This is a genomic window from Tessaracoccus lapidicaptus, assembly GCF_001693815.1.
GTDB classification, from domain to species: Bacteria; Actinomycetota; Actinomycetes; order Propionibacteriales; family Propionibacteriaceae; genus Arachnia; species Arachnia lapidicapta.
In genome coordinates this window covers 1-18802 of the sequence record NZ_MBQD01000024.1, presented here as the reverse complement: position 1 = coordinate 18802, position 18802 = coordinate 1, and the positions used below count along the sequence as shown (strand labels likewise).

General features: G+C 70.2%; 17 protein-coding genes and 3 pseudogenes. 10 read left to right on the top strand and 10 right to left on the bottom strand.

Translation table 11 applies throughout. The features are described from left to right. The first annotated feature begins 74 nt into the window (after positions 1-74). Genes BCR15_RS11015 through BCR15_RS11005 form a run of 3 tightly spaced genes read left to right on the top strand, consistent with a single transcriptional unit; the run spans position 75 to position 3028 of the window. Positions 75-587 (top strand): SigE family RNA polymerase sigma factor, encoded by a 513-nt coding sequence (locus tag BCR15_RS11015; RefSeq protein ID WP_068752264.1) that lies wholly within the window; start codon positions 75-77, stop codon positions 585-587. Continuing rightward, a complete protein-coding gene (locus BCR15_RS11010) occupies positions 584-2431 on the top strand; it encodes a hypothetical protein (RefSeq protein WP_068752263.1) in 1848 nt (615 codons plus the stop codon). The genes BCR15_RS11015 and BCR15_RS11010 overlap by 4 nt, the downstream gene beginning before the upstream one ends. Before the next feature lie 51 nt (positions 2432-2482). After that, the gene (locus tag BCR15_RS11005) at positions 2483-3028 is read left to right on the top strand and encodes an NADPH-dependent FMN reductase (RefSeq protein ID WP_068752262.1); all 546 of its coding nucleotides are present in this window, start codon (positions 2483-2485) and stop codon (positions 3026-3028) included. Between the two features lie 24 nt (positions 3029-3052). Here BCR15_RS11005 and BCR15_RS11000 read toward each other — a convergent pair whose 3' ends face one another. The 5 genes from BCR15_RS11000 to BCR15_RS10980 all read right to left on the bottom strand — a co-directional run bounded on the left by BCR15_RS11000 (position 3053) and on the right by BCR15_RS10980 (position 8522). Further along, entirely contained in the window at positions 3053-3928 is an 876-nt protein-coding gene (locus tag BCR15_RS11000; RefSeq protein WP_068752261.1) for an aldo/keto reductase, read from the bottom strand. Between the two features lie 67 nt (positions 3929-3995). Then, positions 3996-5462: a protein kinase domain-containing protein gene (locus BCR15_RS10995; RefSeq protein WP_068752260.1), complete on the bottom strand. Its 1467-nt coding sequence runs from the start codon at positions 5460-5462 to the stop codon at positions 3996-3998. An 81-nt stretch (positions 5463-5543) separates the two neighbouring features. Next, positions 5544-6377: an ABC transporter permease gene (locus tag BCR15_RS10990; protein WP_068752259.1), complete on the bottom strand. Its 834-nt coding sequence runs from the start codon at positions 6375-6377 to the stop codon at positions 5544-5546. Continuing rightward, a complete protein-coding gene (locus tag BCR15_RS10985) occupies positions 6364-7305 on the bottom strand; it encodes an ABC transporter ATP-binding protein (RefSeq protein WP_068752258.1) in 942 nt (313 codons plus the stop codon). The genes BCR15_RS10990 and BCR15_RS10985 overlap by 14 nt, the downstream gene beginning before the upstream one ends. Continuing rightward, the gene (locus BCR15_RS10980; protein WP_068752257.1) at positions 7302-8522 is read right to left on the bottom strand and encodes a LolA family protein; all 1221 of its coding nucleotides are present in this window, start codon (positions 8520-8522) and stop codon (positions 7302-7304) included. The genes BCR15_RS10985 and BCR15_RS10980 overlap by 4 nt, the downstream gene beginning before the upstream one ends. A gap of 80 nt (positions 8523-8602) precedes the next feature. Between BCR15_RS10980 and BCR15_RS10975 the strand changes: the two genes are divergently transcribed. Together BCR15_RS10975 and BCR15_RS15435 are read left to right on the top strand one after the other, a co-directional pair. Beyond that, positions 8603-9256, top strand: a complete 654-nt coding sequence (locus BCR15_RS10975; protein ID WP_068752256.1) for a response regulator transcription factor — start codon at positions 8603-8605, stop codon at positions 9254-9256. Positions 9257-9259: 3 nt separating this feature from the next. Next, the gene (locus tag BCR15_RS15435) at positions 9260-10609 is read left to right on the top strand and encodes an ATP-binding protein (protein WP_068752255.1); all 1350 of its coding nucleotides are present in this window, start codon (positions 9260-9262) and stop codon (positions 10607-10609) included. 6 nt (positions 10610-10615) lie between these two features. Here the strand turns inward: BCR15_RS15435 and BCR15_RS10965 are convergent, their stop codons facing one another. The 4 genes from BCR15_RS10965 to BCR15_RS10950 form a co-directional block, all read right to left on the bottom strand. Beyond that, positions 10616-11008: a hypothetical protein gene (locus BCR15_RS10965; protein WP_068752254.1), complete on the bottom strand. Its 393-nt coding sequence runs from the start codon at positions 11006-11008 to the stop codon at positions 10616-10618. A gap of 94 nt (positions 11009-11102) precedes the next feature. Further along, positions 11103-12284, bottom strand: a complete 1182-nt coding sequence (locus tag BCR15_RS10960; protein WP_068752253.1) for an MFS transporter — start codon at positions 12282-12284, stop codon at positions 11103-11105. Positions 12285-12337: 53 nt separating this feature from the next. Continuing rightward, complete coding sequence (locus BCR15_RS10955) at positions 12338-13054, bottom strand: AAA family ATPase (protein WP_068752252.1); 717 nt, start codon at positions 13052-13054, stop codon at positions 12338-12340. Between the two features lie 55 nt (positions 13055-13109). Further along, positions 13110-13616: a GNAT family N-acetyltransferase gene (locus BCR15_RS10950; RefSeq protein WP_068752251.1), complete on the bottom strand. Its 507-nt coding sequence runs from the start codon at positions 13614-13616 to the stop codon at positions 13110-13112. On the opposite strand from BCR15_RS10950, the pseudogene BCR15_RS15490 reads away from it, so the two are divergent. The 5 genes and pseudogenes from BCR15_RS15490 to BCR15_RS10935 form a co-directional block, all read left to right on the top strand. Continuing rightward, positions 13604-13942: pseudogene (locus BCR15_RS15490) on the top strand (MBL fold metallo-hydrolase); the annotation flags it as partial. The gene BCR15_RS10950 and the pseudogene BCR15_RS15490 sit on opposite strands and share 13 nt — an antisense overlap. Before the next feature lie 61 nt (positions 13943-14003). After that, entirely contained in the window at positions 14004-14219 is a 216-nt protein-coding gene (locus BCR15_RS15345) for a hypothetical protein (RefSeq protein WP_228383452.1), read from the top strand. 90 nt (positions 14220-14309) lie between these two features. Beyond that, positions 14310-15578: pseudogene (locus BCR15_RS10945) on the top strand (IS256 family transposase). Positions 15579-15659: 81 nt separating this feature from the next. Next, positions 15660-16007, top strand: coding sequence for a hypothetical protein (locus BCR15_RS14710; protein ID WP_141680115.1), 348 nt, complete (start codon positions 15660-15662; stop codon positions 16005-16007). Positions 16008-16508: 501 nt separating this feature from the next. Then, entirely contained in the window at positions 16509-16895 is a 387-nt protein-coding gene (locus BCR15_RS10935) for a tyrosine-type recombinase/integrase (protein ID WP_068752249.1), read from the top strand. A gap of 342 nt (positions 16896-17237) precedes the next feature. Here BCR15_RS10935 and BCR15_RS10930 read toward each other — a convergent pair. Then, positions 17238-18677 (bottom strand): annotated as a pseudogene (locus BCR15_RS10930) (IS1634 family transposase); the annotation flags it as partial. Positions 18678-18802: the final 125 nt, after the last annotated feature.

The following is an 18802-nucleotide window of genomic DNA, read 5'->3' as shown; positions in this document are numbered from 1 at the left end:
ACTGATGTGAGTTCTGTCACGCCCCATGCAGCGGAACCCACCCCCCGCGGCGTATAGAGGGCATGGAGGCAGTGATGGACCGTGCGGTCGAGGTGACGGCCGGCGGGTTCGACAGGTATGTCGCGGCCCGCGGCGGTGAACTATGGGCCGCCGCCTGGCTGCTCACAGGAGACCGGCAGCACGCCGAGGACCTGGTCCAGACGGCGCTGTCGAAGACCTACTGGCGCTACGACACCTTCGTCAACGACCGCCACTTCGAGGCCTACGTGCGCACGACGATGTACCGCACGTTCGTGTCGTGGTGGCGGCGGCTGCAGTGGCGCTCCGAGGTGCCGTCCGACAGCCCGCCCGACACGCCGTCACCGCTCGAGGACCCCGCCCCGGGCGCCGACCTCCGCCGCGCGCTCGCCACCCTGCCCCGCCTCCAGCGCACGGTCCTGGTGCTGCGCTACTTCGAGGACCGCCCCACGCGGGAGGTCGCCGAACTGCTCGACATCCCCGAGGGGACCGTCACCTCCCACGTCAGCCGCGGGCTCGCCGCCCTGCGACGATCCCCCCACCTCGCCACTCCGGAGGACCAGTCATGAACGACAACGACCTCTCCGACGCCTTCCGCGCCGCCGTCCCGCCGCGACCGGATACCCGGGAGTGGGCCGAGGGCGCCCGCCGCAAGGCGCGCCGCCGGCGAGTGGGGGGCACGTTCGCCGCGTTGCTCCTCGTCGCCGCGATGGCGACCCCGCTCGCCTTCAACCTCCCCGGCCGCTCCACCGTCCTGGCCACCCCCAGCCCCACGGCGACGGCAACGCGGCTGGTCCCCGACATCTGCAAGGACCCCGTCCCGAGCGCCTCACCCCTGGTCGACGGCGACCTCCCCGACGGCGCCACCCGCGTCTGGCTGTGCGGGCGCTCCGACACCGGCTCGGAGCTGGAGCTCGTGGGGCTGCCCGACCCCCTCGTCGAGGGCGCGGGCCAGGCCGTGGCCGCGTTCAACGCGCTGGAGAAGTCGGAGGGCGTGCTCGACTGCCTGCCCAACCCGCTCGACTACACCGTCGTCGTCGAGTACCCCGACGACGTGCACCGGGCGCTACGGGTCGCCGGCTGCGGCGACCTCCGCGACGCCACGGGCATGTTCGACATCTTCCGCGCCGACGGCGCCGGATACCTGGCGGAGCTGCAGGCATTGTGGGCCGCCGAACGTGCCCAGACCGAGTTCGCGTTCACCGGCGCCGACGTCTGCGACGCCTCGTACTCCTCCGTCCTGCGCCCCATCGAGGCCGACGACCTCGCCCGGGCGGTCGCCTGTGGCGCGGACGGGTCGGCGGCGGAGCTGGAGGAGGACCTGACCTCAGACATCCTCGCCGAGCTGACCGCCGGGACCTCCGTGACCGGCGGCGACGCCCTCTGGGGCGCGCCCCTGCCGGACCTGGTGCTGCTCACCGCGACCGGAGACCCGGTGGCGCTGCACCGCGAGAGCGAGGGCGTCTACTGGTGGGACGACGGGTACGCACGGTTCCGGTGGGGGCTGATCGACCCGGCCCTGGAGGCGCGCATCCTGGAGGCACAGGGGCCCGACGGGGGTCCCATGCCCACCGGAACGCCCATGCCCAGCTTGCCGGAGGAGCCGCGCGTCGGCCTCGTGTCCCAGGTGTGCGACGACATCCAGTCGGGCCGGATCGCCGCCGAGGATCTGCCCGACACCGAGGAGGTGCCGCAGGGCGCGACGCGCGCATGGCTGTGCGGCGATCGGTGGGAGACCTTCGGCGGCGTCGGCCCCCTCGAGCCCCTGACCACCGACCCCGACCGGGTGGCCGCGGCCATCAACGCGCTGCCCAGCCCTGACTACGAGGCGTGCACCGAGATGGGGGGCATCACGTACCACGTGGTGCTCGACTACCCCGACGGCGACCGCCGGATCGTGTCGGCGGAGACCGTCAACTGCGAGTGGGTCGGTGGATGGGGCAACCGCGCGGGCGGCGCCCAACTGCTCCAGGACCTGCTGCCGTTGTGGGCCGCCCAGCGCGAGGCGGAGCCGGAGCCGTTCGTCGAGGAGGTCGACGTCTGCAGCGACACTGCTGCACTGGTCGGGCTCAACGCGCTGGGCACCGTGGAGCGCGGCTCGCTGTACCGCGGCGTCGTGTGCGGGAAGCCCGCCGACGCGGCCGACGGCGAGGACTGGATCCAGCGCGAACTCCCCGGCGACCTGGTGCTCGCCATCTCGCAGGCCCAGCCCGTGCCCGACCAGTCGGGGGTGTTCACGCAGGGAGGCGCGTACCTCGTCCTGATGAACCAGTTCGGGGACCCGGTGACGTACGCGGTGACGCAGCCGGCGGGGGAGAGCCCGCAGATCCGGACCTGGGAGTGGGTGTGGGCCCCGGGCGCCGACCTCATGCCGCTGTGGGTCGAGACGCTGGCGGGGCTGCGCCTCGAGTGAGGCGCCGAGGGCTTAGTTGAAATGTCAATATCCCTGTGGGATAGTTGACATGTGAACAACCTCGCGATCATCGTCTCGTCCACCCGTCCGCAGCGCATCGGCGGGCGCGTCAGCGCCTGGGCCCGGGAGATCCTGGCCGCCGACTGGAACGTCACGATGCTCGACCTCGCCGAGATCGACCTGCCGTTCCTGGACGAGGACGCGCCCGCCGGCTCGGGCATCTACACCAAGTCGCACACGCTGGCGTGGAAGGCCGCCATCGACGCCGCCGACGCGATCGTCGTCGTGACGCCGGAGTACAACGGCTTCTTCCCCGCCCCGCTGAAGAACGCGATCGACTACCTCTACGCGGAGTGGGAGGGCAAGCCCATGGCGCTGCTCGGCTACGGCTTCGGCGCCGGCCAGCGCGCGACGACCGCACTCACCCAGCTGCTGCAGAACGTGAAGGCCGACGTCGTGGGCGCGACCGGCCTGAAGTTCACCGAGGACGTCAGCATGGAGGGCGAGGTCACGGCTGGCGCCGCCAAGGTCGCGGAGCTGACCGCGCTGTCGGAGAAGCTCGCCGACGCCGTCGATTCGGACGACGCCGCCGCCTGACCGCGGACCGGCCGGCGGCGACGCTCAGTCGTTGCCGCTGGCCGGGGGCGCGCCCAGCGCCTCGATCTCGTCGAAGAACGCGTCCGGCACGTCGGCCGCGACCAGGCCGGCGAGCGCGTCGAGCCGCGCCAGCGACGGGATGCCCACGACCGTGGTGTCGACGAGCGGGTGCCTCGTCGAGAACTGCAGGGCTGCCGCGGCGAGGTCCACGCCCGCCTCCCGGGCGAGGTCCCGGACCCGCGACACGTGTGCCGCGAACGCCTCGGGCATCTGGTGATACCCGTAGGTCGCCTCGCCGTTGGCGAGGGTCCCGCCGCCGAACGGCGCGGCGTTGAACACCTGCATCCCCAGCTCCCGCGCCCGCTCGAACAGGGGCTGCGCGGAGCGGTCGACCAGCGTGAACCGGTTGTGGTTGAGCACGACGTCGAACAGCCCCGTCTCGACGTACGCGCGCGACTCCTCCAGCGGCCCGTACGCGATGCCGATCGCGCCGATGACGCCCTCGTCGCGCAGCCGCACGAGCTCCGCCACCGGGCCGTCGGGGGCTAGGGCCTCGGCGACGGAGATCGTGAACGGGTCATGGAACTGGTAGAGCGGCAGCCGGTCCAGCCCGAGCCTCTCGAGCGACTCCTCCAGGGAGCGACGGACCCGGGCGGCGTCGAAGCCGCCGGTGACGGGGTCGCGGTCCGCCTTGGAGTAGATCAGCGTGGCCTCGGGCAGTCCCCCGGCGCGACGGATCGCGTCGCCGAGCAGGGCCTCGCTGCGCCCGTCGGCGTAGTTGTTGCTCGTGTCGACGTTGCCGAGCGGCGAGGCGAGCAGGGCGTCGGCCAGCGCCTCACCGTCGGGCCGTTCGCCGAGCCGCGACGCGCCGAGCGTGACGGGGGAGAGTGCCAGGGCCATGAAAGTGCTCCTCACAGTGATGGGTGCGTACGACCCTAGACGACGGTGGCGTCGCTCCGGCCGCCGTTCAGATGCTGTTCAGAGCCTCCTCGATGCGCCGTGCCGCCGCGGGCTGCAGCTCGCCCTTCTTGACGAGCTCGTCCAGTTGCCTGGTGATCTCCCGTACCTGCTTGTCAACGTCCCCGTCCCCCTCCTGGAGTTTCTTCTCCAGGTCGTCGAGACGCTTGTCCAACTCCTCGGCCTTCTTGGGCAGAAGACTGCCGTCCGCCGCGGCGTCGTCGATCACCCGGCGGGCCTCATCAAGTCCGCTTCCGGTCGACTCCGGGCCGGGCTCATCATCCGGGTCCGCCGGCGCTGGCGCGCTCGTGGGCGGGGAGGGTGGGGGATCTGCGGGGGACTCTGACGGGGCGGTCGCAGCCGACTCGGTGGATGACTGGTCCCCGCCCCCGACGGTCCCCCGGTCCGGAGCGATCATCTGGGCTCCGATCGCCACCACGGCGGCGAGGGCGAGTGCTGCCAGGATCGCCGGCACGACCCAGCGCCGGGCGGCTCCGCGGGTAGGCGGAGGGTAGGTCACGGGGTGCCCCGGCTCCGACGAGCCGCGTGGCGGTGCGCCGGTCGGCAGCGGCACTGTGTGGCTGGGCTCCGGGGACACCGGCATCGGCCGAGTCGCCTCCGGGCGGGGCAACGGCACCGTGGCGGTCTCCGGGACGGCGGGGGAGGACAGGGTGCTGAGCTCGTCGCGGACCTCGGACGCCGATGAGGGGCGGTCATTCGGGTCCTTCGCCAGCAGCCGGTGTACCAGTGCCTCCATGGCCAGACTGATCGCGGGCCGACGGTCGCGCAACGCCGGCGGGGCCGACGCCACGTGCTGCCGCATCACCGACAGCGGGTGCTCGCCGGCGAACGGCGGATGACCGGTCAGCATCGTCGTGAGGACGCACCCCAGGGCATAGAGGTCGCTGCGCTCATCGGCTGGAGCGCCGGAGGCCTGTTCGGGCGACAGGTAGGCGGCACTGCCGAGAACCGAATTCGTGGCGGTGAGCCCGGCCCCGTGCGCGAGCCGGGCGATACCGAAGTCGACGACCTTCAGATCACCCGAGGTGCTGAGCATGAGGTTGCCCGGCTTGATGTCCCGGTGCACCACCCCTGCCTGATGCGCTGCGGCCAGGCCGGCCGCCACCTGGGTGGCGAGGCGGGCCGCCTCCGGCTCTCCCAACGCGCCACGATCTCTGACGATCTGTTCCACCGTCGGCCCGGCCAGCAGCTCCATCACGATGAACGGCGCTCCCGCGTGGGTCCCCACGTCGAAGATCGTCACGATATTGGGGTGCTGAAGAGCAGCCATCGCCTCCGCTTCGCGCCGAAAGCGCTGCAGCGCCGCGTCGTCGGCCGTCGTCATTGCTCCGAGGAGCTTCACCGCGACCTCACGCGCCAGCACCGTGTCCCTCGCGCGCCACACCTCGCCCATGCCGCCGGCCGCGAGCCGGTCACGCAGCAGATACCGCTCCGCGAGCAAGGTGCCTGGTTCCATGCCACCATCCTGCCCCAGGGAACCCCATGGTTCCCGCCGGCGGACAGGAGCGCCGACTCAGCGCGCGAGGACGGCGTCGAGTCAGGACGTCACGTCGGCGGAGCGGAAGCGTGCCCACGCCAGCGAGCCGAACACCGCGACCCATCCCACCTGCACCAGCAGTCCCGACGCCAGCACGCTCCAGTCCACCTCGATGCGCAGGAACTCCGCGAAGTCGAACCAGTGGTGCGTCAACAGGTACGGGTGGATGGCGGCCAGTTGCGGCAGGGAGTCGAGGACCGTGGACACGACGGAGACCACGACGGTCGCGGCCATAGCCCCGACCGGCACCTCGGTCAGCGTCGAGATGAACATCCCGACCGCCACCAACCCGGTCAGCGACAGCGCGACGTAGCCGGCCACGCCCAGCATCCGGCCGATGCCGTCGCCGAGGGACACCGTGGTGCCCGACAGCAGCGTCAGGTCGCCGAGGCCGAAGAAGGCGCCACCGGCGGCCAGCGACATGGCCGTGATGACCAGCACCGCCGCGGCCGCGAACGCCAGCGCCACGAGCGCCTTCGCGAGCAGCAGGCGCGTCCGGGCCACTGGGAGAGTCAGCAGGTAGCGCAGCGTCCCCGTCTGGGCCTCGCCGGCGATGGTATCGCCGGACGTGATGGCGATCGTGAGCGGCAGCAGGAACGGCAGGCACATGAACAGCGCCGCGACGACGAGGAACAGCCCGTTGCCGGTGACCCTCCCGATGAAGCCCGGCCCCTGGCCGTCGAGCCCCTGGCCCTGCGCGATGAACAGCACCACGGACAGCAGCACGGGCACGGCGGCGAGGCCGGCGAGCAGGGCGAGTGTGCGGCGTCGTCCGAAGAGCAGCGCGAGCTCGCTGCGCAGCAGCCGCCCGAAGGATCCCCTAGCGCGCGACATCGAAGCCCTCCCCGGTCAGTTCCACGAACAGCTGCTCCAGGCTGCGTCGCCGGACCTCCAGCCCGGCGAGTGGGACCCCGGCGTGTACCAGGGCTGCGGAGACCCGCTCCGGCTGGATCGCGCCGAGCCGAGCGGTCAGCTCGAGGCCGTCGACGGTGACATCCGCCAGGCCCAGCCTCTCCAGCACCGGCCCGGCCTCCGCGACGCCGTCGGGCGTGGTGGTGACGACGACGCGGGGGTCGTCGTCGACGGCCAGGTCCTGCCGCTCGGCCTGCGCCAGCAGCTCCCCGCGGCCCATGATGCCGATGTGGGTGCAGACCTGGTCGATCTCGGCGAGCAGGTGCGAGGACACCAGCACGGTGGATCCCTCGGCGGCGAGCTCCCGGATCAGGTGGCGCACTTCGCGCGTGCCCTGCGGGTCGAGGCCGTTGGTGGGCTCGTCGAGGACGAGCAGTTCGCGGGGCCGCAGCAGCGCCGCGGCGAGGCCGAGCCGCTGCTTCATGCCGAGCGAGTACTGCCGGTAGCGCTTCCGGGCGGCCGCGGTGAGGCCGACGCGCTCCAGCGCCGTCTCGATGCGGACCCGTGACGTGGCGGGGTCGGCCGTGGCGTCGCAGGCGTCGAGCCGGGCCAGGTTCGCGCGCCCGCTCAGGTACGGCTGGAAAGCCGGTCCCTCGACGAGCGCCCCGACCTTCGGCAGCACGCTGCCGGCGTCGTCGGGCATGGGCTGGCCGAGGAGCCAGGCGGCGCCCGCCGTGGGTCGGACGAGGCCGAGCAGCATGCGGATGGTGGTGGTCTTCCCCGACCCGTTCGGGCCGAGGAAGCCGTAGACGGCGCCGCGGGGCACCACCAGGTCGATGCCGTCGACGGCCACCTGGCCGGAGCGGAACCGCTTGGTGAGCCCCTCGGTGCGGATCGCGGGGGCGCTCACGCCATCGCGCGCAGGGTCTCGGCGGGCACCGCGCCCACCAGGACGCGCCCGTCGTCGGTGATGAGGACGCTCAGCAGCGTCGAGCTGAGCAGCCGGCCCTCGGGCACTTCGGCGGTGAGCTGCTCGAACAGCGCGCCCGTGTCGAGGTCCATGCCACCGGCGCCGTGCTCGGGCTTGAACTCCTCCATGAGGTCCTCGGCCTCCTCGGAGCCGGTGAAGTCCTCAGGCATGCCGCCCATGGCGGTGGGATCCTGCGCCAGCATGGCCGCGACGTCGACGCCGGCCAGCTCGATCACGGTCTCCCAGCCGGTGCCGTGCACCGTCGGCTCGGGATGCTCGCCCTCGTGGGCCGGCATCTCCGCGGGCATCTCGCCACCCTCGGCGGGGATCGGCACCACGACGTCGCGCTGCGTGGCGCTCGCGGGGGCCGAGAACTCGAACACGGACTCGGCCGGGGCGGAGAAGTCGACGTCGGTGAACGACACCTCGACGGCCGGTGCCGTCTCGTCCTGCGTGCTCCACGTCTGGACGCGCAGCGGGGTCATCGTCTCGCCGTCGACCGCCAGCACGACGTGGTCGACGAGGGTGCCGTCGGTGTCCGGGGTGACTACGAGCTGGTAGGCGTCGCGGCCGGCCACGGTCACCTGCGAGTCGACCCGCACGCTCGAGTGCTCCTCGACCTTCGCCAGGGCATCGGCGGCCGCCTCCTGCGGCGTCGGCAGCTCGGCGCGCTCGGCCAGGGCCTTCGCCCGGCCTTCCTCGCCCATGGCCTCGAGCCGGGCGCGGTCGGCGTCGCTCATGGTGTAGCGCACCACTTCGTCGTCGGCGCTGGAGTAGGTCCACACGTCCGTGCCGTCTGCCACGACGGAGTACTCGCTCATGGTGCCGAGCAGGGACACCCGGGCCCGCTCGTCGCCGTCGGTCCACAGGCGCAGGGTGGAGCTGCCGCCCAGCAGCGACATCGGGTCGGCGCCGGAGGCCTCGGTGAACAGCAGGTCGGGCAGGCCCAGGCGGGCGGTGTGCACGACGGTGCCGGACATGGCCTGCGGCTCGGCCTCGAGCACGCGCGCCACGAGCTCCTCGGCCGTGAGGTCGGGCAGGTCGCTGCCCTCCCCGGAGGCGAGCAGCGGCTGCGCGATGAGGCCCATGGCGACGGCGGCGGCCACCGCGGCCGGGGCCAGCCACGGGGAGCGGAACGGGGTTCGACGGTCGGTCATGCCCCCACGGTAGACCGGCGTCGCTGAGAGGACGCTGAGAGAGCGGGTGCCGCCTGCCGGGGCGCTGGCAGGATGGGGGCGTGCGGGTACTGGTGGTCGACGACGAGCGCGGGCTCACGCGGACGCTCCAGCGCGGGCTGACCGCGGAGGGCTTCGCCGTCGACACCGCCCACGACGGCGACACCGGCCTGTCGCTGGCCACGCACGGTGACTACGACGCGATCGTCCTCGACGTCATGCTGCCCCGCCGTAACGGCTACGACGTCGTGGCCGCCCTCCGCGACCGCCAGGTGTGGACCCCGGTGCTGATGCTGAGCGCGAAGGACGGCGAGTACGACGTGGCGGACGCCCTGGACCTCGGCGCCGACGACTACCTGACCAAGCCGTTCTCCTTCGTGGTGCTGGTGGCCAGGCTCCGGGCGCTGGTCCGGCGGCCGGTGGGGTCGCGGCCGGCCGTGCTGTCGGTGGGCAGGCTGGAGCTGGACCCCTCGGCCCGTACGTTGCTGCTCGACGGGCAGCCGGTGGAGCTGACCACGCGCGAGCTGGCGCTCCTGGAGTACCTGATGCGGCACGCCGACCGGGTCGTGGGCAAGGTGGAGCTGCGCGACCACGTGTGGGACGGCACCGGCGAGGACCTCAACGTCGTGGAGGTCTACGTCGGGTACCTGCGGCGCAAGCTCGGCCGCGACGTCGTCGTCACGGTCCGGGGCGCCGGCTACCGAGTGGCGGGCTGAGCCGTGGCCGGCTCGGGCCGACGGTGGGGCGGGCTGTCGCTGCGGCTGCGGCTGACGCTCGTGACCGCGGGCCTGGTGGCGGTCGGGGTGGCGCTCGGCGCCGTCGCGCTGACGTGGGTGGTGTCGACCAGCCGGATCGCCGCGCTTGACGAGGCGGCGGGGGAGCGGGCGGCGACGGTGTCGCGGCTGGTGGCCGACGACCGGCTGCCCAGGTCGCTGCCGGTGACCGAGCCCGGCGAGATGACGCAGGTGCTGGACGCTGACGGCAGGGTCGTCGCGAGTTCGGCGAACGCTAGCCGGACACTGCCCATCCTCGACGGCCCAGACCTCGCGGCGCTGCGCGCGGCGGGCCCGGCGACGTCGCGGACGGCGTACGACGAGCGGGCGCGGGTCGTCGCGGCCCCGGCGTCGTGGCGTGGCGAGCCGGTCACCGTGGTGGTGGCGTTGCCGCTGCGCGATGTCGAGGGTGTCGTGCGCGCGCTGCGGGTGTCGCTGATCGGCGTGGTGCCGACGCTGACGCTTCTCCTGGCCGGCGTGATCTGGTTCGCGGTGGGGCGCGCGCTGCGTCCGGTGGAGGAGCTGCGCCGCGCGGCGGCCCGGGTCGCCGTCGAGGGTGGGCCGGGTGTGCTCCCCGTGCCGTCGGCCGACGACGAGCTGGGCGCCCTGGCGCGGACCCTCAACGAGATGTTGGACCGGCTGGACCGCGCGGCCGTGCGGCAGCGCGGGTTCGTCGAGGACGCCGCGCACGAGCTGCGGTCCCCGCTGTCGTCGTTGCGGGCCAGCGTCGAGGTGGCGGCGGCCCACCCGGAGGCGGTGTCGGCCGCCGACCTGTCAGCGGAGCTGCAGCCCGAGGTGCTCCGGATGCAGGCCCTGGTCGACGACCTGCTGCTGTTGGCGCGGGTCGGCGCCGCTCCGTCGGCGCGGCGCCCGGTCGACCTGGCGGCGGTCGCGGCGGAGGTGGTCGCCGCGGTGCCGTCGGAGGTTCCGGTCGGCCTGCGGGGCGCGGGGATGGCGTGGGGCGACGCGGCGGCGCTGGGCAGGGTCGTGCGCAACCTGGTCGAGAACGCCGTCCGGCATGCGAGCGGCGCGGTGCGGGTGACGGTCGCGGCGGGCGCTGTCGTCGTCGAGGACGATGGGCCGGGCGTGCCGGAGGGCGAGCGTGAACGGGTGTTCGAGCGGTTCGTCCGGCTCGACGAGGCGCGGGAGCGGGGCGCCGGCGGGACCGGGTTGGGGCTGGCGATCGCGCGGGAGATCGCGCGCGACCACGGCGGCGACGTCACGCTGGGGGAGTCCGAGCTCGGCGGGCTCGGGGCGAGCCTGAGCCTTCCCGTTCACGGCGACGCCGCGGTGTGAGCCCCGTCAGGTCGTGGCGGGCTCGGGCGGCCGGTGCCGGTAGGTCCACGAGGTGAGCGCGGTCCCCAGCCCGACCAGCAGCACGCCCAGGAAGATGTGGAGGGAGGTCGAGCCGGCCACACCCAGGCCGTACTGGACGCTGGCCGCGACGGCCACCGCGACGGCGAGGCCGACGTTCACCGGCCCCGCCGTGCGACGCAGCGCGACGTAGACGACGGCGGCGGCGACGCACACGGCCAGCGTGATCCCGGCCATCACCTCGTGGTGTCGGCGGTAGCCGGTGTCGCCGCCCAGGAACGCGGCGGCCCACCCGGCCTGGGCGATGAGCAGGCTGATCACAAGGGTGGCCACGCTGCGCAGCGCGATGAGCCGCGGGGGTGGCATCTGGGGGAGGGCCATGGACGCCACTGTGCCAGAGTCAGGGGCTGGTCACCGGGTCTGGCGCGAGACCATCTCGGCGATCCATGTGGGGGCCAGGCCGGGCGGCGACTCTTCAGGCGTCCCGCCGTTCGAACCAGAGCCAGGCCAGGGTGAGGACCGCGACGCCGGCGCCCGCGGCGAGGAACATCCAGGTGGGGATGAACAGCGACGCTGAGCTGACCACGTAGGGCGCGAGGAAGCCGATGTAGGTCAGGCTGTAGACGACGGCCGTCGTCGGGGCCATCAGGTGCGGCGGCGTGTGGTGCTCGACGATCGTGATGCTGCCCACCATGAGCAGGCCGTGCGCCGCCCCCAGCACCACGGCCGCGGGCGCCAGCCAGAGCGGATGCGGGGACAGCGCGGCCGCGGTCGCGATCAGCATGCCGACGCTGAGCACGGCCATGCCCAGCGGTGGCGTCCGGCCGGGATCGTGGTGGGCGTAGCGCCGGACCGACGGCTGAACCATCACGCTGGTGCCGAGCGTCAGACCCGCGGCAAGGCCCGCGGCGGCGATCCTGGGTAGGCCCGGCACGGGGCCCACGAGTGCGGGGATGACGGCGAACGCGAGCGTCGCCGCGCCGAACACCCAGGGCGCCGACGGCACGATCAGCTTCCAGAACCAGCCCTGCATCACGTGCGCCGCGGCGGTCGCGACCGTCGGCGTGGGCTGCTCGGACGTGTCGAGCTCCGGCGCGTTCCAGACCCAGGCAGCGGCGACCGCCTGGGCGACCAGGTGGACCACGTAGGTGAGCTGCAGTGGTGCCGGGAACCACTGCGCAAGGACGCCGGCGACCATGGGGCCGATCGCGAAACCGGCCGTCAGCGCCACCGTGGACCGGCGGGCACCCGTGCCCACAGGCAGGCCGGCGGACAACTCCTTCACCCACGCCGTGCCGGGGGCCATGACCAGGCCGACCCCGATCCCTGACGCGATGCGACCCGCGAACAACAGCCCAGGGGAGTCGGCACCCGACAGGAGCAGGACGCTGCCCGCGAGCATCAGCACCGACGAGATCCGCACCCACGGCCGTTTGCCCGTGTGCTGCGACACCCACGCCGCCGCGAGCATGGCGGGCACGAGCCCGCCGACGTACGCGGCGAACATCCCGGTCACGAGTTGCTCCGACAATCCCCGCTCGTCGCGGTAGGCCAGCAGCATCGGAGCGAACTGGTTGGCGCCCCACCCTGCGGCCATCATCGCCAGCGCCACCCGCCGCCAGCTGCGGGGGGTGGCGCCGGCGTGCAGGGCTTCCATGGGTTCATCCTCCCCGATCGACGGCATCAGGGCTCGGCGCGGTCACCGGCTGGTCAGTCCAAGCCGAAGTACCCGGGATCGGCGAGGAATCGCCGGTACAGCGCCACCGACATCAGGTTCTTCCACTCCCGGGTGCGGAACCCGTCCTCGTCCAACTCGACGATGCGGGCCCCGGGGATCGCGGTGAGGATGGGGGAGTGGGTCGCCATGAGCACCTGGATGCCGACGTCGCGTAGCTCCGCCAACAGGTTGGCCACCTTGACCTGGGTGAGGAACGAGAGTCCGGCCTCGGGCTCGTCGAGCACCAGGAGGCCACCCCGGCGCGACAGATGCACCAGCTTGGTGCTGAGAAGCTCGGTGAAGGCCTGGCCGTGTGAGCGTTCGTGGTAGGGGCCGTCTGCCCCCGGGTTCTGCTCGAGGAAGGTCAACAGGCCGTGCATGGTCTCGGCGCGGAGGAAGTAACCCCAGCGGGAGTGGGCCAGGCCGCGAACCAGCCGAATCCTCTCGTGCAGCGGCGACTCGGTGGGGCGCAGGGACGGCCGGACGTGCGTGCTGCCGCCCTCGGGACTCAGCCCATAGGCGATGGCGATCGCCTCGATGATGGTCGACTTCCCGACCCCGTTCTCCCCCACCAGCACCGTCAGCTCGGACAGCTCGAGCCCGTCGCGCAGCAGCTGGCTGACCGGGCCCATGCTGAAGGGCCAGACGGAGCCGTCCGCGATGGTGTCGCCGATCACTTCACGGATGGGCAGTGAGCTGAAACGGGTCACGGGGCCAGGCTAGAGCCCGGGGCCGAAGGGAGACCGCCGACCTCCGAGCTCCCCGCTAGATGTGAGCTTCACACGTGTGTGAATGTTTCACCATGACGCCATCGTCTTCGCGCCCTGCCACCGGGATGTAGCCCTCCGAGAGGTACAAGTTCCGGGCGTGGTTGTCGGGCTCGACCGACAGGCTGAGCGTGGCGATCTGCCGAGACGAGGCTGTTGCTCGAAGGCGTTGTAGCAGAGCTCTGCCGATGCCCATTCGACGGTGACCTGCGCTCACCCACACAGACACTTCTGGAGTCCGCTCGTCGACGAATCCGTAGCCGGCATCGTCGTGCGGCAGGAATAGGGCCCATGCCGCCCCCACCGCAACCCCGTCGTCCTCGGCAACCCAACCAAAGTCCCCTCGGTCGAACCGCACGTCGAGGTAGTGGCGGAATTCGCTCCGTTCGAGAATCTCCTGCTCGGTGAACCGTGCCTCCTGCCAATTCAGGTTTCCCAATGTCGCAGCCAGGAGCAGGGACCGATCGTCGGACCGTAGCTCGCGGACGCTGAATGAACCGGTCACGCGGAAAGCCTAGAGGTACCTCGGCGCATGCCGCAGTGGCGCCGAGCAAGGGCGTGAGGCGTAGCGTGGGTGCTGCAGCAGGTTGCGGGCCTGACGATCTCCGCCTCATCGTCCTGACCCACGGCGATGTCGACCATGCGGGCAACTGCGCACATCTTCGCAGTACTCACCATGCCCCCATTGCGATCCATCGCCACGATGCCGAGATGGTCCGCAGCGGTGACATGACTGCCGGCCGGACGGATAAGCCCGATAGACACACTCTCGCGTTTCGGTTCCTGACATGGGCTTCTCAACACCCAACACGCCTGGTACTCCGCAGACCACACCCCGGCCTGCTGGCCCGAACACCCAGGTTTGGTCCGCGAACTGTCCACCCTCGCCGCGATGCGCTACCAGGCCGGGGAAGCCACCAGCCCCATGGCGCTCGAGGAATGGCACCGCTACACACTGCCCGGCTACCTAGACCGCACCCGCGACCAACGCCGAGCCTGCGACGAGAAACACCAACCCTGGCCCCGACGCGCAGCCCACACCCGCCACGCGGATGGGGCGGCGCGGCGCCGGCACCTCTTCGATGAGGATGTCGACCGGAACGCCTGACGCCGAGGGACTGTACGTTTTCCGGTGTAACTCCGATGTAGGAGGTACCCGATGAGGATGCAGGTTGAGCCGGTCGCTGAGGCGGTCGTGATGGAGGGTGACGAGGTGACGGCGACGGGAACGCCCCAGCTGGTGGACAAGGATTTGGTGGCGCAGCTCGTGGGCGACGCGCAGCGGCTGGGGCTGTCCGTGGAGGGCGAGGGCGGGCTGTTAGCGCAGCTGACGAAGCTGGTCCTGGAGTCGGCCCTGGAGGGCGAGATGACCGCGCATCTGGGCTATGACAAGCACGAGCGGGTCGAGGGCAGCGACAACGCCCGCAACGGCACCCGGTCGAAGACTGTGCTGACGAAGGCCGGCCCGGTCGAGATCGCTGTGCCGAGGGATCGGGCCGGGTCGTTTGAGCCGGTGGTGGTGGCGAAGCGGCAACGGCGGCTCGGGGCGATCGAGGACGTGGTGTTGTCGCTGTCGGCTCGCGGGCTGACACACGGTGACATCGCGGCGCATCTGGCCGATGTGTATGGCTCTGAGGTGTCGAAGACCACGATCTCGACGATCACCGACAAGGTCCTGGACTCGATGGGCGAGTGGTAGAACCGGCCACTGGACCCGGTGTATCCGGTGGTGTTCATCGACGCGATCCATGTGAAGGTCCGTGATGGGCAGGTCGCGAACCGGCCGATCTACGTCGCGTTGGCGGTCACCGTCGAGGGGAACCGCGACATCCTGGGCTTGTGGGCCGGGGACGGCGGCGAGGGCGCGAAGTACTGGCAACAGGTGCTGACCGAGATCAAGAACCGCGGCGTCGCCGACGTGTTGATGCTGGTGTGCGACGGCCTGAAAGGTTTGCCCGAATCGGTGGGTAACGTGTGGCCGCAAACGATCGTGCAGACCTGCGTGGTCCACCTGATCCGCGGGTCGTTCCGCTACGCGGCAAGGCAGGACTGGGACAAGCTGGCCCGCGCGCTACGGCCGATCTACACCGCCGACACCGTCGCCGCGGCCGAGGACCGGTTCCTGGAGTTCACCGAGCAGTGGGGTAGTAGGTACCCGGCGATCGTGCGCTTGTGGGAGAACGCGTGGCCGGAGTTCGTCCCGTTCCTGCAGTTCGACAAGGAGATCCGCCGGATCGTGTGCACCACCAACGCGATCGAGTCGGTCAACGCCAGGATCCGCAAAGCCGTCAAGGCCCGTGGGCACTTCCCCAACGAGCAGGCCGCGCTCAAGTGCGTCTACCTCGCTGTGATGGCGCTGGACCCCACAGGCAAGGGACGAGTAGGTTGGACACAGCGCTGGAACGGCGCCCTCAACGCGTTCGAGATCACCTTCGACGGACGGCTCTCCGCCGGCCGCCGATACTGAGAGTCAAACAACCATGAGATACACCGAAAACTTGACAGACCCGTCTTGGCTTGTCGGGCAGCTGGAAAGCTTGGATGTTCTATGGTTGCGCTCGTTACTGTTCATGCTCTCAACCTCACAAAGAAGTACAAGAATTCTGAAGCAAAAAACGCAATTAGGCACTTCTTGTGGGTCGCGGGGCTTTCTCTGGTGATGGGGCTCGATCATGCCAGGAGTATCGCGGCGGCGCATGAATCCGGGCTACTCAATTTCGCTGAGACTAGGGCAGACAGTCGCAGAGACAGGGCAAAAAATGCCTTCACGCTCACCTGGATGAAGAACAAGTATGGGAACCGCAGGGTCGCCATTTCCGGAGTGTACTCGTACATGCTGAGCCTCAGGAAGACGGCGGAACGACTATTTAATGAAGGGAAGTTCACGTGCGTCTAGGCATGCGGAAGAGCCTCGTAGTCTGGCTGGTAGTCGTTTTCGGGGGAGTTGCTCTCACGGGATGTATTCAAGACCCAACATGTTCTCCCGCGGGTCGTTCGCGGATGAACGCCGCGATCGTGGAGCTGTTGCAGACATCCCCTGGGCAAGTGGGATACCTGAGTACGCCGGATTGTGAGTCCGGGGATCGACTCAGCACCACTCTCGAGTTGCAGATCTCCTGGGAGGAACTCATGTCCCGGCTTTCTGATAGATGTCGCGCGGAGGGCGAAGAGGCCGCATGCCGGTTGGGCGATGAGGAGTTCACTGTGTACCTCCATTCTGAGCTAGAGTCAGGCGTCGAGGTTACTATCTTCGAGGCGGAGTGATGTTCGGCGTTTGTCTCACCGATGCGCAACTGGCTGCCGCAACCGGGGCTGCTGCACGAGTAGGTGACAAACGATCTGTGGGGTCGTGAGGCCCCTGTTGGAAGGATGCGCACCGTGCCGGAACCCCCTCCAAGTGCCATCAGGTCAGGAACGCAACCGCCTGCCAGGCAACGCGTTCTTCCCCGGACCCCACGGAAACGCCCTCTCCCGCGACGCCATCGAGCACCGCCTCGCGACCCATGTCCGCACCGCCGCGAAGACCTGCCCCTCAGTGGACAGCAAACACGTCACCATGCACACCCTCCGGCACACGACCGCCATGAACCTCCTCCACGCCGGAGTCGACATCACAGTCATCGCGCTCTGGCTAGGCCACGAGCAGACCTCCACCACCGACATCTACCTCCACGCCGACATGGAGACAAAGAAGGCAGCCCTCGACAAGACCAGACCCCCAGGAGTCACCCCAGGCACATTCACCCCGCCCCCCGAGATCCTCACCTGGCTCGAAGCCCTCTGACTATGCCGACACCACCAGGAGACGATCGTCTCTGACAAGGGTAAACGTGGTCACGGTCGGCATAATCCACACGTCGGCATAAGCCCTCAAATGCCGATGTCGGCATTTGAGGGCCTCGGTGGGACCGTTCGAGGTGCCGGGCCGGTCGAAGTAGGCCAGCACTGGTGCGGGCGGCGTCACTGCCGGTGGTGGCGCTGACCGCCTGGCAGGCGCTGGTCGAGATCGGACACCTGCAGCCCGGACAGCGGGTATTGGTACACGGCGGATCCGGAGGTGTCGGATCGGTGGCCATCCAACCTGACTTGGCTCATTTAGTGCCCATCGTTCGGGGCCATTGAGCGGCTATCGGCGCTGGTGGATCCGATCCAAGAGTTGGGTGACGTTGTCGGGTAGGGGGTCTTCGGCGGTGACGGTCTGGTCGCCTGCCTGGATGTCGATGGTCCGGTAGCGCCGCAGCGTCTTCACGAGCTGTTTGATGCTCACGCCGGTCGATGTCTCGAGCCATCGGGCGACGGCCAGGGCGGCGAACACGATGGTCAGGTGCGCCTCGATCGAGTCGCGTTTGTGGTGGTAGATCGGCCTGGCGCGCAGGTCCGACTTGGACATCCGGAACGACTTCTCGACCTGCCAGAGCTGGTGATAGGCGCCGATCACCATCTCCGCGGTCGGGTCGGGCAGGTTCGTGATGTAGCCCTTCCACCCTGCCAGCGTGCGGGCCTTGGCCTCCAACTCGAGGTTGATGCTCTTCTTGCCGCCGTCGAGGCGGACGAACCGGTTGCGTTTGACCGCGGTGCGGCCGGCGACCGCGTCGGCGGCCTTGCGGACCTGCTCATCGATCCCGCGCAGGCTCCGCCGGGCCCGATCGGCGCGGTACTGGTAGTAGATCGTCTCCGCCTGCTGCGCCTCCAACGGTCCGCGGGCCCACGGTTGGGTCAGGACCATCCCGTCCGTGGGTTGTTCGCCGGGGTGGGTCTTCTGCCATTGCTCGAGCTGGTAGAACACCTGCGGGATCCGCTGCCCGACGATGAACCGCAACCCCGCCCCCGCCAACGCCTTCAAGTTACTGTCGGACAGCATCCCGGCATCCGCGACCACGGTCACCTCGGGGAGCCGGTGCGCGGCCATAAACTGCGTCAGCACCGGGATCATCGTGCGGGTTTCGGCCCTGTTCCCCTCGAACGCGTTGACCATCAACGGGAATCCCGTGGCGTCAGCGAGCAGGCCGACGGTGATCTGTGGTTCGAGGCGTCGTTCCTTCGAGAACCCGGACTCGCGGAACCCGTCACCCTCATCGGTCTCGAAATACAGCGTCGTCACGTCATACAAGACCAGGGTCGCCGGCCCCAGACCGGCGTGCTGGGCGAACCCTCCGGCGATCCGGCGCCGCCACTCACCAGCCGCATATGCCGGGAGTCGGCGTTTGATCGTCGGATACGACGGAGGCGTGATGCCGATCTCGTCGAGGACCCGGATCGAGTCCAGCTTGCTCGTCGGCTCGACAAGCCGGGCCAGGACCAGCTGCTTGAACACCTCATCCCCAGCACACGTGCCCTCCAAACCGACGGCACGGTAGCCCCCTGCCAACGCCTCCCACAGATGCTCCGACCGTGACGCTTGGATCGTCAACGCCCGCCCACGCGGCCTCCCATCGCCAAGATCCAACTCATCCTGACCAGCCGTCATCCGCTGCTGAGCGATGGTCTTCAGGACCTCGAGATCCTCCGGGGTGTGTGCGGAACCGATGTGGTCCATGTCCTTCTTCCCGCGACGATTGGACCAGAGTTAAGTCCCTCATAGTGGTGTAGCCCTCGGTGGCCGTGACCGTCAGGGACGTCAGCGCGGTCACCGTGGGATCCTTCGAGTTCACCCTTGCAAAGCTCTCTCGAAAGGACATCGCCACGATGACC